This is a genomic window from Streptomyces sp. NRRL S-340, from assembly GCF_000720185.1.
In the GTDB taxonomy this organism is placed as follows: domain Bacteria; phylum Actinomycetota; class Actinomycetes; order Streptomycetales; family Streptomycetaceae; genus Streptomyces.
Genome location: NZ_JOIY01000045.1, coordinates 1 through 14,258, shown reverse-complemented (window position 1 = coordinate 14,258; position 14,258 = coordinate 1). Strand labels below are relative to the sequence as shown.

Here is a 14,258-nt window from a genome sequence, read left to right as displayed (position 1 = left end):
TCGGTGCGGTCCGCCGGCGTCAGTCGTCGTCCTCGCCGTGGAAGCGCCGTCTGACGGACAGCAGCTCCACCTCGGGACGCCCGGCGACCAGCCGCTCGCACCGGTCCAGTACGTCGGTCAGGTGTGCCGCGTCGCCCGAGACCGCGGCGAGCCCGATGACGGCCCGCCGGTGGAGGTTCATGTGGTCCACCTCGGCCGCGCTCACCGCGTACTTGCGCTGCAGCTCGGCGACGATCGGGCGGACGACGGAGCGCTTCTCCTTCAGCGAGTGGACGTCGCCGAGGAGGAGGTCGAAGGACAGCGTCCCCACGTACATGTGTGTGTCCGGGTTGCCCGCCGGTACGGGGTCGATGGTCCTGCCTTCGAGACGGGCAGGGACATCAAGAACGGTACCGCGAACCCGGCGGTGACTCGACGGGGTTTGTCTCCCGCCGGCCCGGCGACGGGCAGGTCCCGGACGCGGCGCACCGGCCGACGGGAAGCAGTCCCGTCGGCCGGTGCCGGTGTTCCGTGGGGTGTTACACCCGCGGCTTCTCGCGCATCTCGTACGTCGCGATGACGTCGTCGACCTTGATGTCGTTGAAGTTTCCGAGGTTGATACCGCCCTCGAAGCCTTCGCGGATCTCGGTGACGTCGTCCTTGAAGCGACGCAGACCCTCGATGTTGAGGTTCTCCGCGACGACCTTGCCGTCGCGCAGCAGGCGCGCCTTGGTGTTGCGCTTGACCTCGCCGGAGCGGATGAGGACACCCGCGATGTTGCCCAGCTTGGACGACTTGAAGACCTCGCGGATCTCCGCCGTGCCCAGCTCGACCTCTTCGTACTCCGGCTTGAGCATGCCCTTGAGGGCCGCCTCGATCTCCTCGATCGCCTGGTAGATGACCGAGTAGTACCGGACGTCCACGCCTTCGCGCTCGGCCATCTGCTGCGCACGGCCGACCGCGCGCACGTTGAAGCCGATCACGATGGCGTCGGAGCCCATCGCCAGGTCGATGTCGGACTCCGTGACCGCACCGACGCCGCGGTGCAGGACGCGGATGTCGACCTCTTCGCCGACGTCCAGCTGGAGCAGCGAGGACTCGAGGGCCTCGACCGAACCGGAAGCGTCACCCTTGATGATCAGGTTCAGCTGCTGGACCTCGCCGGCCTTGAGCACCTTGTCCAGGTCCTCGAGCGACACGCGGCGCGTGCGCTTGGCGAACGCGGCGTTGCGCTCGCGGGCGGCGCGCTTCTCCGCGATCTGGCGGGCCGTACGGTCCTCCTCGACCACGATGAAGTTGTCACCCGCACCCGGGACGTTGGTCAGGCCCAGGACCTGGACCGGCGTCGATGGGCCGGCCTCGGCGACGTTGTTGCCGTTGTCGTCGAGCATGGCGCGCACGCGGCCGTAGGCGTCGCCCACCACCATCGTGTCGCCGACCCGCAGGGTGCCTCGCTGGACGAGGACCGTCGCCACGGCACCGCGGCCGCGGTCGAGACGGGACTCGATCGAGATGCCCTGCGCGTCCTGGTGCGGGTTGGCCCGCAGGTCGAGCGAGGCGTCGGCCGTGAGGATCACGGCCTCCAGCAGCGAGTCGATGTGCAGACCCTGCTTGGCGGAGATGTCGACGAACATGGTGTCGCCGCCGTACTCCTCGGCCACCAGGCCGTACTCGGTCAGCTGACCGCGCACCTTGGTCGGGTCCGCGCCCTCCACGTCGATCTTGTTGACCGCGACCACGATCGGCACGTCGGCCGCCTTGGCGTGGTTGAGCGCCTCGACCGTCTGCGGCATGACGCCGTCGTTGGCCGCGACGACCAGGATCGCGATGTCGGTCGACTTCGCACCGCGGGCACGCATGGCGGTGAACGCCTCGTGACCCGGGGTGTCGATGAAGGTGATCGCGCGGTCCTCGCCGTTGACCTCGGTCGCGACCTGGTAGGCACCGATGTGCTGGGTGATGCCGCCGGCCTCGCCCGCGATGACGTTCGTCTTGCGGATGGCGTCGAGCAGTCGGGTCTTTCCGTGGTCGACGTGACCCATGACGGTGACCACCGGCGGGCGGACGACCAGGTCCTCCTCGGTGCCCTCGTCCTCGCCGAACTCCAGGTCGAAGGACTCGAGCAGCTCGCGGTCCTCCTCCTCGGGGCTGACGATCTGGACGTTGTAGTTCATCTCGTCGGCCAGGAGCTGCAGCGTCTCGTCGGAGACGGACTGCGTGGCCGTGACCATCTCGCCCAGGTTCATCATGACCGCGACGAGCGACGCCGGGTTGGCGTTGATCTTCTCGGCGAAGTCGGTGAGCGACGCGCCGCGGGAGAGACGGATGGTCTCGCCGTTGCCGCGCGGCAGCATCACGCCGCCGACGCTCGGGGCCTGCATGGCCTCGTACTCCTGGCGCCGCTGCCGCTTCGACTTGCGGCCACGGCGCGCCGGACCGCCGGGACGGCCGAAGGCACCCTGCGTGCCGCCACGGCCACCGGGACCGCCCGGACGACCGCCGAAGCCGGGACGGCCACCGCCGCCACCGAAACCGCCGCCGCCACCGGGGCCACCGCCACCCGGACGGCCGGCGAAGCCGCCGCCACCGGGACGACCGCCGCCACCGCCGCCCGGACGGCCGGCGAAGCCGCCGCCACCGGGACGGCCGGCGCCGCCGGGACGACCCGCACCGCCCGGACCGCGGCCGCCGGGGCCACCGCCGGGACGCGGGCCGGCAGCGGGACGCTGCGGCATCATGCCGGGGTTCGGACGCGGGCCGCCGGGACGGGGACCGCCCGCACCGCCCTGCGGACGCGGCATCGCGCCCGGGGTCGGACGCGGGCCGCCCGGAGCCTGCGGACGCGGACCGCCGCCCTGGGCACCGGCCGCCTGCGGACGGGGACCGCCGCCGGGAGCACCGGGGCCGCCGGGCCGCTGGCCCTGCGGACGGGGCGCCTGCGGACGCGCCATACCGGTGGAGCCACCGGAGGTGAAGGGGTTGTTGCCCGGACGCGGACCGGCCGGACGGGCACCCGGACGCGGGGCCTGGCCACCGGGACGCGGGGCGCCCTGGCCCGGACGGGCCTGGCCCTGGCCACCGCCGCCGGGGCGGCCGCCGCCGGGCTTGGGGGCACCGGGACGCGCGCCACCGGGGCGCGGGCCCTGCGCGGCGGCCGGGGACGGAGCCGGAGCCGACGGCGGAGCGGTGAACTCCGGAGCGGCCGGCGCGGCCGGGGCCGGACGCGGAGCGGGCTTGGGACCCGGCACCGGACGCGGGCCGGGAGCGGCCGGCGCGGGGGCCGAGGGTGCCGCGGGCTGCTGCGCCGCGGCGGGCTTGGGCGCGGCCGGCGGCTTGGGAGCAGCCGGACGCTCACCCACGGGCTTGGCGCCCTGGGAGGTGCCCCCTGCCTGCGCCGGGGAGGGCGCGGGCGGCCTGGGGGCGGCCTTCCTCGGGGCACCCGGCTTGGCGGACCTGCCGCCGCCGTTGCCCTGCTGGAAGGCGTCGGTCAGTTTGCGTACTACGGGCGCCTCGATCGTCGAGGATGCCGATCGGACGAATTCACCGAGTTCCTGGAGCTTGGCCATGACGACCTTGCTCTCCACACCGAACTCCTTGGCGAGTTCGTATACCCGGACCTTAGCCACTTCGCTCCTTTGAGGTCCGGGTTGCGGCCGGACCGTCGCTAGTTCATGGGCGTACTCATCGCGTACTCATCGAGTGCTCATCGCAATCTCGACCTGCTTTCGACTCGCGAGGTACCAGGCCGCACGGGGGGTTCCGCACGACACGTCTTCCTACCGTGTTGCCTGCTCGGCAACTGTCGTCCGCTCGACGTACCGGCGCAACGCCTTTGTGTCGAGCGCTCCCGGGGCACGCAACGCCCGCGTGAACGCCCGGCGGCGAACCGCCTGGTCGAGACAGACCAGGGCGGGATGCACATACGCACCCCGGCCGGGCAGCGTACCGCGAGGATCGGGGGCGCACTCGCCCTCGACCGCCACGATGCGCAGCAGTTCCGTCTTGGCCGCTCGCTCCCGGCACCCCACACAGGTGCGTTCAGGGCATGCGCGGGCCTGCGTCCGGCCAGACACCCTTAAGTCTACCTCCCCGCGCGCACCTCACCCCTTTGGGGCAGGATTCGAACGACTGTTGTCGTGTTCCGAGCGCCGTACCGACCGGATCTATTCCCCGGCCTGCTCGGTGTCCGGCCGGATGTCGATGCGCCAGCCGGTCAGACGGGCGGCGAGGCGGGCGTTCTGGCCCTCCTTGCCGATCGCCAGGGACAGCTGGTAGTCCGGCACGGTCACCCGGGCGGAACGGGCCGCCAGGTCCACGACGTCCACCTTGGAGACACGGGCCGGGGACAGCGCGTTCGCCACCATCTCGGCCGGGTCGTCCGACCAGTCGACGATGTCGATCTTCTCGCCGTTCAGCTCGCCCATGACGTTGCGCACCCGGCCGCCCATGGGGCCGATGCAGGCGCCCTTGGCGTTCAGGCCCGAACGGGTGGAGCGGACCGCGATCTTCGTACGGTGACCGGCCTCACGGGCGATCGCCGCGATCTCGACGGAGCCGTCCGCGATCTCGGGCACCTCCAGGGCGAAGAGCTTCTTCACCAGGTTGGGGTGCGTGCGCGAAAGGGTGACGGAGGGACCCCGCACACCCTTGGCCACCCGCACGACGTACGACCGCAGGCGCATGCCGTGCGGGTACGTCTCGCCGGGGACCTGCTCCTGCACGGGCAGGATGGCCTCCAGCTTGCCGATGTCCACCAGGACGTTCTTCGGGTCGCGGCCCTGCTGGACCACGCCGGTGACGATGTCCCCCTCGCGGCCGGCGTACTCGCCGAGCGTCGCGTCGTCCTCGGCGTCGCGCAGCCGCTGCAGGATGACCTGCTTGGCGGTGGTGGCGGCGATACGGCCGAAGCCGGACGGGGTGTCGTCGAACTCGCGGGCCTCCTGGCCCTCCTCGAGGTCCTCGGGGTCCTCCTTCGCCCACACGGTCACATGGCCGGTCTCCCGGTTCAGCTCCACGCGCGCGTGGCGGCGGCTTCCCTCGGTGCGGTGGTAGGCGATGAGGAGGGCCGACTCGATCGCCTCGACCAGCAGGTCGAAGGAGATCTCCTTCTCCCGCACCAAGCCCCGCAGGGCGCTCATGTCGATGTCCACGGCTACGCCTCCTCCTCTTCCTTCAGGTCCTTCTCGACCTTGTCGTCCTTGTCGTCCTTGCGGTTGAACTCGACCTGCACGCGTGCCCTGACGACGTCCTGGAAGGCGATGCGGCGGGCCGTGGGCTTGCGGCCCTTGACTCCGGGCACCTCGAGGTCGAGTCCCTCGTCGTCGGCCGCGATGATCCTGGCCACCAGCTCGCCGCCCTCGGCCAGCTGGAACCTCACCAGCCGGCCCGTGGCGCGCACGTAGTGGCGGTGCTGCGTGAGAAGGCGCTCGGCGCCCGGGGTGCCGACCTCGAGGGTGTACTCCCCCTCGCCCATCGCGTCGCTCTCGTCGAGCTTCGCCGAGAGCGCGCGGCTCACATCGGCGATCGCGTCCAGGTCCGCTCCGGTGTCGGAGTCCACGACGACGCGCAGCACCCGCTTGCGTCCTACGGAGTCCACGGCGATCTCTTCGAGATCCAGCCCCTGGGAGGTGACGAGCGGTTCCAGCAGCTCCCGCAGCCTCTCGCTCTGGGTGGTGCTCATCCGGGTGACTCCTCGGCCGCGTGTGCTGTTGTGGGACGGTTCGCGTGTCTGGTCAAAGGGTATCCGGTCCCAAGGGGTGTTGCCGTCCACCTGGGCGAGGGTGGTGCCGCTGAGTCGTGCCCGGGGCACGCGCGGGTACGGTGATCACGGGCGAGGCACCCGCCCGCTGCCGAACGTACGCATCACGCACCCGAGGACGTCTGCCGTGCCGTTCCCCTCACCCCCGCAGGCCCCCTCGGGCCCGCGCAGAAGGAGTCTGCTCGCCTCGGCGGCGGGGGCCGCCCTGCTCGCGGGCGCTTCCGCCTGCTCCGCCGGGAGCGACGGCTCCGGATCCGCGGGCACCCGTCCCTCGCTCGCCGACCGGGTCCGCGCGCAGGCGGCCCGGGACAGCCAGGACCTGGTGCGGCGCTACGACGCCGTGCTCGCCGTGCATCCGTCGCTGGCCGGGCGGCTCTCGCCGCTGCGGGCGGAGGTCGTGCGGCACGTGACCGCGTTCGGCGGTACGGGCCAGGCGTCGCCCGCGGACTCCGCGACGGCGTCCGCGCAGTCCGCCCCGCCCCCCACGGCCACGGCGACCGCGACCGCGACCGCGACCGCGACGGACGCGGTCAGGGCTGCCGCGGGCGCGGGGGCCGCCCCCGGGTCCGCCGGTGGGCCGGCCGGGGTCCCGGGGTCCGCTTCGGCGGGTGTCCCGGCGGACGAGAAGGAGGCGCGGGCCGGGCTCGCCGCCGCGGAGCGGTCGCTCGCCGACCGGCGTACGGCGGCGCTGCTCGATGTTCCCGGTGAGCAGGCGCGGTTGCTGGCCTCGGTGGCGGCGGCCGGCGCGGCGCACGCGTACCTGCTGACGGAGGGCGACAGGTGAGCACGGCGGCGGAACGGGAACTGCGGGCCCTCCAGGCCGCGCTGGCCGCGGAGCACGCGGCGGTGTACGGCTACGGCGTCGTGGGCGGCAAGATCCACGAGGAGCGGCGCGCCCAGGCGCGGTCCGCCTACGACGCCCACCGGGCGCGCCGCGACACCCTGGCGCGCCAGGTCGCGGACCTGGGCGGCACGCCGGTGGCCTCGGCGGCCGGCTACGCCCTGCCGTTCCCGGTGCCGGACTCGGCCGCCGCGGTCCGCCTCGCCGCCGAACTGGAGGACCGGGTGGCCGGGGTCTGCTCCGACCTGGTGCGGGCCGCCACCGGGCGGCGCAGGCAGGAGGCGGCCGGGGCGCTGCGCGAGGCGGCGGTCCGGGCGGCGCGCTGGCGCGGCGGGAGCGTAGCCTTCCCAGGTCTCGCCGAACGCGCCGGTGCCGGCAGCCCGTCGGCGACCGCGACGCCGTAGCGGGGCGGGTGACCGGCAGGCGTCCGACCGGGACGCACGGAGACAGGGGACGCTGCGAACGCGTCCAGGCGTCCAGGAAGGAAACACTCGCGCATGGCTTTCGAACCGCCGCGCCGACTGGTGCGGGCGCTCGGTGAGACGGCACCGGACGGTGACGACTGGCTGGAGCAGCTGCCCCGACTGGCCGGACAGGCCGTCGAGCAGCGCGGGTTGACGGTCGAGCGGGTGCAGGTGCCCGGCGGGCGCAGCAGCCTGGTCGTGCTGGTGCGGACGGCGCAGGGGACACCGGCCGTGCTGAAGCTGGCCCCGCCCCGGGCCCGGCCCGCCGGCGAGCGGGCCGCGCTCGCGCACTGGGCGGGCCGGGGCGCCGTGCAGCTGCTGGAGCCGTCCGGTACGGACGAGGAGGGGGTGCTGCTCCTCGAACGGCTGCACCCGGACGTGTCGGTGCGGTCGCTGCCGGAGGCGCGGGCGCTGCTGGAGGCGGCGGGCACGCTGCGGCGGCTGTGGGTGGAGCCGCCGCAGGGGCATCCCTTCGAGACGGTCGCCGAGCGGACCGGGCGGCAGGCGGAGGCGATGCGGGCGAGCGCGGAGGGCGACGCGGAGGTGGCGCCGCTGGTGCGGGCGGCGCTCGCGGCCCGCGAGCAGTTGCTGGCCGGGCCGCCCGAACAGCGGCTGCTGCACGGCACGTTCCGGCAGAGCAAGGTGCTGGCCGGGGACCGGATGCCGTGGCTGGCGGTCGGCCCGGACCCGGTGGTGGGTGAGGCCGCGTTCGACCTGGCCCGGCTGGTCCGTGACCGGGTGGAGGACCTGATCGCCTCCCCGTCCGGGCCGGCCACCACCCGGCGCAGGATCAAACGGCTGGCGGAGTCCCTGGAGGTGGACCGGGAACGGCTGGGCGGCTGGACCCTGTTCCGCGCGGTGGAGTCCGGCGTACGGGCCCGCCGGGTGGGCCGCCCCCAGGACGCCGAACTGCTCCTGGAGTTCGCGGGCTGGCTCTGACCCGGCGAAGGCCGGCGAGGGCACCGGGGCGTTCGCGTCCCTGCGCCCCCGCGCCGCGAACGCGCCAGGCCCCGTCCTGGTGGGGGCGGGGCCTGGGGGGCTGTGCGTCTTCGCGGCGGGTCCGCGGGACCCCCGCACGGCCGGGGGCCGGGCCGGGTTCCCGTGGAGCCGCGCCGTCTTCGCTACGCGGTGAGGCGGGCGATGGCCTCGTCGACCGTCAGTTCCTCGCGCTCGCCGCTCCGGCGGTCCTTCAGCTCGACGACGCCCTCGGCGGAGCGGCGGCCGGCGACGAGGATCTTGGGTACGCCGATCAGTTCGGCGTCCGTGAACTTCACGCCCGGGGAGACGCCGGCGCGGTCGTCGACGAGGACGCGGAGGCCGGCGGCGGCCAGCTTCCCGGAGACGTCGAGGGCCAGTTCGGTCTGCAGGGCCTTGCCCGCGGCGACCACGTGCACGTCGGCCGGGGCCACCTCGGCGGGCCAGACCAGCCCGTGCTCGTCGGCGTGCTGCTCGGCGAGGGCCGCGACCGCGCGGGAGACGCCGATGCCGTAGGAGCCCATGGTGACGCGGACCGGCTTGCCGTTCTGGCCGAGGACGTCGAGCTTGAGGGCGTCGGTGTACTTGCGGCCGAGCTGGAAGATGTGGCCGATCTCGATGGCGCGGTCCAGCTTGAGACCGGTGCCGCACTTCGGGCAGGGGTCGCCGTCCTGGACGACCACGACGTCGACGTAGTCGTCGACTTGGAAGTCACGGCCCGCGACGACGTTCTTCGCGTGCGTGTGCTCCTTGTTGGCGCCGGTGATCCAGGCGGTGCCGGGTGCCACGCGCGGGTCGGCGATGTACCGGACCTTCTCCCCCAGGCCCTGCGGGCCGACGTAGCCGCGCACCAGGTCGGGGCGGCCGGTGAAGTCCTCGGCGGTGACCAGTTCGACGGTGGCCGGTGCGAAGTGCGCCTCGACCTTGTCCAGGTCGACCTCGCGGTCGCCGGGGACGCCGACGGCGACGATCTCGCCGTCCACCTTGACCAGGAGGTTCTTCAGGGTGGCGGAGGCCGGGACGCCGAGGGAGGCGGCGAGGGTCTCGATGGTCGGGGTGTCCGGGGTCGGGATCTCCTCCAGCGCGGGCACGGCGGAGCCGTCCACCGGCCGCAGCTCGTAGGTGATCGCCTCGGTGTTGGCGGCGAAGTCGCAGTTCGGGCAGTCGGCGAAGGTGTCCTCGCCGGCCTCGGCCGGGGCGAGGAACTCCTCGGACCGGGAGCCGCCCATCGCGCCGGCGGTCGCGGCGCAGATGCGGTAGTCGAGGCCGAGGCGCTCGAAGATGCGCTGGTAGGCCTGGCGGTGCAGGGCGTAGGACTCGGCGAGGCCCTCGTCGGCGGTGTCGAAGGAGTAGGAGTCCTTCATCAGGAACTCGCGCCCGCGCAGGATGCCCGCGCGGGGCCGGGCCTCGTCGCGGTACTTGCTCTGGATCTGGTAGAGGATGACCGGCAGGTCCTTGTAGGAGGACGCCTGGTCCTTCACCAGCAGGGTGAAGATCTCCTCGTGGGTCGGGCCGAGCAGGTAGTCGCCGCCCTTGCGGTCCTGGAGGCGGAACAGCTCGGCGCCGTACTCGTCCCAGCGGCCGGTCGCCTCGTACGGCTCCCTCGGCAGCAGTGCGGGCAGCAGCACCTCCTGCGCGCCGATGGCGTCCATCTCCTCGCGGACGATCCGCTCGACGTTCGCGAGGACCTTCTTGCCCAGCGGCAGCCAGCTCCAGACGCCCGCGGCGGTGCGGCGGACGTAACCGGCGCGGACCAGCAGCTTGTGGCTGAGGACCTCGGCGTCGGCCGGGTCGTCGCGCAGCGTCTTGGCCATCAACTGGGACATGCGCTGGACCGGTGCGTTCGCCATCGTTCTCGTACTCCTGCCGGAAATCGGTGATGGCTAGGAGGTTAGCCGGGCGGACGGCGGCGGCGGTAATCGCCTCAGCGGCCGCCGGCCGGGCCGCGGCGCAGGGGCAGCGGGGCGCCCATCACGGCGTACGGCTTCGGCGCGCTGGGGAAGAGGACCTGCCGGGCCAGGTCCACGTACCCCAGGGAGTGGTAGAGGCCGCGGGCGGGGCTGTCGGTGTCGATCGCGGAGAGGATCGAGCGGGGCTCGTCGGCGCTGTCGGTGATGGCGGTGATCAGGGCGCGGCCGATGCCCCGGTTCTGGTGTCCGGGGTGGACGTGCAGCTCGGTGATCACGAAGGAGTCGTCCAGCCACTCCTCGTGGCCGCGGGCGCGCAGGTAGGGCTCGACGACGGTGGACCACCAGTGGGTGCGGTCGTTGGGCATGCCGTAGACGAACCCGGCCAGCCGGCCGCCGGCGGTGGTGGCGCCGAGGGCGCGGGCGCCCGGGCAGGTCATGTGGCGCAGCACGATCTGCCGGCGCACGGCGACCTCCTCGGCGCCGAGCCCGAAGGCGACGGCCTGCACGGCGAGCGCCTCGTCGACGCGGGCCGACAGGTCGAGGGGGCCGATCACGATGTCGTCGGGGCGGCGGCCGGGGCCGTGACCGGGAAAGTGCGCCATGGCGGGGAGACTACTGGGCCGACCACCCGGCTCGCACCTGCCTCATCAGCGCACGGGTCCGGCGACGGCACCTGGGGCCTCTGGTCCGGATCAGGCCGGGCTCGCGGGGCCCGGCGCCGCACCCTGCTCCGGACTGATCCGAACGAAGGCCCCCTGGGCCCTGTCGTCACCTTCCCGTCGTATGCCCCGCGGGCGGACGACGGGAAGGTGACGGCAGGGCCCCTAGAACAGCACGCTCGTGAACGAGCCGACCTCCTGGAAGCCCACGCGCAGGTAGGTGCGCCGGGCCGCCGTGTTGAAGTCGTTGACGTAGAGGCTGACGACGGGGGCGACGTCGGCCAGTGCGTAGCGCAGCACCGCCGCCATGGCGGGGGCGGCGAGCCCGCGGCCCCGGTACTCGGGGGCGACCCAGACTCCCTGGATCTGGCAGGCCCGGTCGGTCGCCGCGCCGATCTCGGCCTTGAACATCACCTTGCCGTGCTCGTCGAGGCGGGCGAAGGAGCGGCCGGAGCCCACGAGTTCGGCGACCCGGGCCTGGTAGAGCAGGCCGCCGTCGCCGGCCAGCGGGGAGACGCCGACCTCCTCGGTGAACATGGCCACGCACGCCGGCATGATCGTCTCCATCTCGTCCTTGCGGACGCGGCGGACGTAGGGGTCGGCGGCGACGTCGGCGGGCATGCGGTCGGTGACCATGAGGGGCTGGCGGGCGCGGACCTCGCGGGCCGGGCCCCAGCTGGGTTCGAGCAGTCCCCACAGCTGGGTGGTGGGTCCGGAGGGGCCGACGATGGAGGAGCAGCGGCGGCCGGCCCGCCGGGCACGGTCCGCGAAGGCGCGCACGGCGCGCGGGGTGGCGCAGATGGGGACCAGGTTGGCGCCCGCGTAGCACAGGGACGTGAGCATGCCGCCCTCGTACCAGCCCCACATCTCGCCGCCGAGCCGCCACGGGTCCAGGCCCGCGACCTGTACGCGGGAGGTCACGAAGGCGTTCGCGACCGGCTCGCGGTCGAGGACGGCGAGCGCCGCGTCCAGGTCGCTCGGTTCGAGCACCCGTGAGGTGGTCTGGGTCAACACGTGCGGGGCCTCACGCTGGGGTTTCGGCTGATCTCCGCACTGTACCTGCCGGACCCTGGCGGCGCCGCCCCCTGGTGAGGCCCGCCACCGATGCCCTGGAATGTGGCAATACGCGCTGTTATGGGTACTCCTTGGGTCGAGACGGCGTGGTTCTCCCGGCACGGCCTGGCGAAAGCGGTGATCTACGGTGGCAGCACGCCGGACGGCGGTCCTTGGCGAGAGGGGGCCGGTTCCGTGAGCGCGGCGAGCGGGGCGGCCCTGGATCCCGGCTTCCCCCGGGCGGTCCTGCGGGGGCTGGGGACCGGTGTGTTCACCCTCGACACCGACGGGCGCATCACCTTCGTCAATCCGTGGGCGGAGCGGCTGCTGGGCCGCTCGGAGGCGGATCTGCTCGGCCGGGACGCGCACGACCTGCTGCACCGCCGGGCCGACGGCTCGGCGGTGCCGCGGGAGCAGTGCACGATGCGGACGCCGCTGGCCGACGGCCGCTCCGTCGAGGAGGGCTGCGAGGAGTACTTCCTGCGGTCCGACGGGTCGACGGTGCCGATCATCTGGACGACGACGTCCCTGGTGGTGTCCGGCCGGCCGGCGGGGCTGGTGGTGGTGTTCAGCGACTTCGGCCCGCAGCGCGCGGCCGAGGAGCGGATGGCCGCGCACGCGGCGGCCCTGGAGGCGCTGACCGCCCGGCTGAACCTGCTGGCGGACGTCTCCTCGGTGCTGATGTCCGCCCTGGACGCCTCCGGGCGCATGCGCAGGCTGGTGCGACTGCTCGTTCCGGAGCTGGGCGACTGGGCGTCGGTGGCCCTGTGCTCACAGCGGACGGGCGTCCTGGAGCGGGTCGCCGTACGGTGTCCGGCGCACCCTCGGCGGGCCCGGCGGCTGGAGGGGGCGCTGCCGCTGCTGTCGGCCGGGGCGCGGGCGGCGGTGGAGCGGGTCATGGGCGCCGACGAACCCGTCCTGCTGAGCGCCGAGGAACTGCGCGAGCCGGACGCCGCGCTCGCGGCGACCCACGGGAGACTGTTCGAGCGGCTGGGCGGCCACACCGCCGTCGTGGTGCCGCTGCGCGCTCGCCGCAACCACTACGGGATGCTGACCGTGGGCCGCGCCGCGGACTCGCCCGCCCCCACGGACGCGGAGGTGCGGCTGCTCTCCGACATCGGCCGCCGGGTGGGCCTGGTGCTGGACAACGCCCGGCTCTACCAGGAGCAGCGCAACGTCTCCGAGACGATGCAGCGCCAGTTGCTGGCTCCGCTGCCGCAGGTCGACCACCTGCGGATGGCCGCCCGCTACCTGCCGGCGCAGAGCGCCATGGAGATCGGCGGCGACTGGTACGACGCATTCCTGCTCTCCGACGGGGTGATGGCCCTGGTCATCGGGGACGTGGTGGGCCACGATCTCCAGGCCGCCGCGCACATGGCCGAGGTCCGCAACATGCTGCGCGCCCTGGCCTGGGACCACGGCAAGCCGCCCAGTCTGATCATGTGCCGGCTGGACGAGGCGGTCACGAACACCAGCGACGCGCCGATGGCCACGCTCGTCTTCGCCCGGATCGAGGGTCCCGAGGGCGGCCCGTGGCGGCTGAACTGGGTCAATGCCGGGCACCCGCCGCCGCTGCTGGTGACCCGGGACGGCGGGACGCGGTTCCTGACCGGCGGGCACGGTCCGCTGATCGGGATGAGCGCGGTCCTGCACCTGGGGCTGAGCTGGCCCGACGCCTACGAGGACCTTCCGCCCGAGTCGACGCTCCTGCTGTACACCGACGGTCTGGTGGAGAGCAGGAACCGCCCCATCGACCTGGGGATGGCCAAGCTCCGCCACCACGCCTCCGTGCTGGCCCGGCGGATGGCCGGGGATACGGTGGACGCCTTCTGCGACGAGCTGCTGGAGCGCATCAGGCCCAGCGGCGACGACGCCGCTCTGCTCGCGCTGCACCTGCCCGCCAGCGGGGCCGGTGCCCCGGGCGACCGGGAGCCGCCGCCGCCCCCGCAGTCCCCGTACGGCAGCCCGGCCGCACCCGAACGGTCCGCGCCCGGTTCGGTCCAGGAGGACGCCCCCGTGTCGGACCCCACACGGGAGGGCCAGGACGACGAGGCGCCGGGGCGGTGAGGCGTGGAGGGCGGCGGGCCGGGTGGCACAGGGGCGAGGCCGTCCGAGGGGGCGGCTGGACGGCGGGGCCGCGACGGGGCCGGTGGGGACGGTCGGCGGATCTGCGGCGGAGCACTGGGAGGAGCGGCCAGCGGCTGGTCGGGGCCGCTGGGGCGCGAGGGGTCCCGACCGCCGGCGGCGGGACGATCGGCGGCGGCCGGCCGGGGCCGCCACGACGCGAGGGGCCCGACCGGCAGCGGCGGGACGGTCGGCGCCTGGCGGCCGGCCACCGGGGGTTACGGCGCCGGTGGGTCGGCCCGGCAGCGGCGGGACGGCGGGCCGGGCGCCTGCGGCCCGGCCCGACGGTCCCGGCCGCGGTGGAGCGGTGGGCCAGGGGCGTACAGGCGGCGGGCCGGGTTCAGCCCGCGACGGAGATCTCCGGCTCGCCGGAGGCCACGCCGTCGGCCTCCATCTGCTCGGCGAGCTTCATCGCCTCTTCGATCAGGGTCTCCACGATCTTCGACTCGGGCACCGTCTTGATGACCTCGCCCTTGACGAAGATCTGCCCCTTGC

At 73.9% G+C, this 14,258-nt stretch carries 12 protein-coding genes and 1 pseudogene; 4 read left to right on the top strand and 9 right to left on the bottom strand.

Features of this window, described 5'->3' with window-relative positions; translation table 11 throughout:
• Nucleotides 1-19: 19 nt before the first annotated feature.
• The 5 genes from IG64_RS30030 to rimP form a co-directional block, all read right to left on the bottom strand.
• Nucleotides 20-316, bottom strand: coding sequence for a DUF503 domain-containing protein (locus tag IG64_RS30030; RefSeq protein ID WP_037861935.1), 297 nt, complete (start codon nt 314-316; stop codon nt 20-22).
• 202 nt (nt 317-518) lie between these two features.
• A complete protein-coding gene (gene infB, locus IG64_RS30025) occupies nt 519-3,605 on the bottom strand; it encodes a translation initiation factor IF-2 (protein ID WP_037861933.1) in 3,087 nt (1,028 codons plus the stop codon).
• A 150-nt stretch (nt 3,606-3,755) separates the two neighbouring features.
• Entirely contained in the window at nt 3,756-4,052 is a 297-nt protein-coding gene (locus IG64_RS39545) for a YlxR family protein (RefSeq protein WP_078884303.1), read from the bottom strand.
• 90 nt (nt 4,053-4,142) lie between these two features.
• Entirely contained in the window at nt 4,143-5,129 is a 987-nt protein-coding gene (gene nusA, locus IG64_RS30020; RefSeq protein WP_037861923.1) for a transcription termination factor NusA, read from the bottom strand.
• Between the two features lie 2 nt (nt 5,130-5,131).
• Nucleotides 5,132-5,659 carry a ribosome maturation factor RimP gene (gene rimP / locus IG64_RS30015; RefSeq protein WP_037861922.1) on the bottom strand — a complete coding sequence of 176 codons (528 nt, stop codon included), beginning with the start codon at nt 5,657-5,659 and terminating at the stop codon, nt 5,132-5,134.
• A 205-nt stretch (nt 5,660-5,864) separates the two neighbouring features.
• Between rimP and IG64_RS30010 the strand changes: the two genes are divergently transcribed.
• The 3 genes from IG64_RS30010 to IG64_RS30000 all read left to right on the top strand — a co-directional run bounded on the left by IG64_RS30010 (nt 5,865) and on the right by IG64_RS30000 (nt 7,981).
• The gene (locus IG64_RS30010) at nt 5,865-6,521 is read left to right on the top strand and encodes a hypothetical protein (RefSeq protein ID WP_037861920.1); all 657 of its coding nucleotides are present in this window, start codon (nt 5,865-5,867) and stop codon (nt 6,519-6,521) included.
• Nucleotides 6,518-6,982 carry a ferritin-like domain-containing protein gene (locus IG64_RS30005; RefSeq protein WP_037861917.1) on the top strand — a complete coding sequence of 155 codons (465 nt, stop codon included), beginning with the start codon at nt 6,518-6,520 and terminating at the stop codon, nt 6,980-6,982. The genes IG64_RS30010 and IG64_RS30005 overlap by 4 nt, the downstream gene beginning before the upstream one ends.
• A gap of 93 nt (nt 6,983-7,075) precedes the next feature.
• Entirely contained in the window at nt 7,076-7,981 is a 906-nt protein-coding gene (locus IG64_RS30000; protein WP_037861913.1) for an aminoglycoside phosphotransferase family protein, read from the top strand.
• A gap of 182 nt (nt 7,982-8,163) precedes the next feature.
• Here IG64_RS30000 and IG64_RS29995 read toward each other — a convergent pair whose 3' ends face one another.
• From IG64_RS29995 to IG64_RS29985, 3 genes are all read right to left on the bottom strand, one after another.
• Nucleotides 8,164-9,867: a proline--tRNA ligase gene (locus tag IG64_RS29995; RefSeq protein ID WP_037861912.1), complete on the bottom strand. Its 1,704-nt coding sequence runs from the start codon at nt 9,865-9,867 to the stop codon at nt 8,164-8,166.
• A 74-nt stretch (nt 9,868-9,941) separates the two neighbouring features.
• Nucleotides 9,942-10,529, bottom strand: a complete 588-nt coding sequence (locus IG64_RS29990) for a GNAT family N-acetyltransferase (RefSeq protein ID WP_051813496.1) — start codon at nt 10,527-10,529, stop codon at nt 9,942-9,944.
• A 222-nt stretch (nt 10,530-10,751) separates the two neighbouring features.
• A complete protein-coding gene (locus tag IG64_RS29985; protein ID WP_037861910.1) occupies nt 10,752-11,600 on the bottom strand; it encodes a GNAT family N-acetyltransferase in 849 nt (282 codons plus the stop codon).
• 234 nt (nt 11,601-11,834) lie between these two features.
• Here IG64_RS29985 and IG64_RS29980 point away from each other — a divergent pair, with 234 nt between their 5' ends.
• Nucleotides 11,835-13,706, top strand: coding sequence for a SpoIIE family protein phosphatase (locus tag IG64_RS29980; RefSeq protein ID WP_037861906.1), 1,872 nt, complete (start codon nt 11,835-11,837; stop codon nt 13,704-13,706).
• 397 nt (nt 13,707-14,103) lie between these two features.
• Here IG64_RS29980 and IG64_RS39540 read toward each other — a convergent pair.
• Nucleotides 14,104-14,258: pseudogene (locus IG64_RS39540) on the bottom strand (4-hydroxy-3-methylbut-2-en-1-yl diphosphate synthase); the annotation flags it as partial.

Excerpts from the sequence above, each read along its gene's own strand:
- IG64_RS30030 (WP_037861935.1), bottom strand. The coding sequence starts at position 316 with ATGTACGTGGGGACGCTGTCCTTCGACCTCCTCCTCGGCGACGTCCAC.
- rimP (WP_037861922.1), bottom strand. The coding sequence starts at position 5,659 with ATGAGCACCACCCAGAGCGAGAGGCTGCGGGAGCTGCTGGAACCGCTC.
- IG64_RS30000 (WP_037861913.1), top strand. The coding sequence starts at position 7,076 with ATGGCTTTCGAACCGCCGCGCCGACTGGTGCGGGCGCTCGGTGAGACG.
- IG64_RS29995 (WP_037861912.1), bottom strand. The coding sequence starts at position 9,867 with ATGGCGAACGCACCGGTCCAGCGCATGTCCCAGTTGATGGCCAAGACG.
- IG64_RS29990 (WP_051813496.1), bottom strand. The coding sequence starts at position 10,529 with ATGGCGCACTTTCCCGGTCACGGCCCCGGCCGCCGCCCCGACGACATC.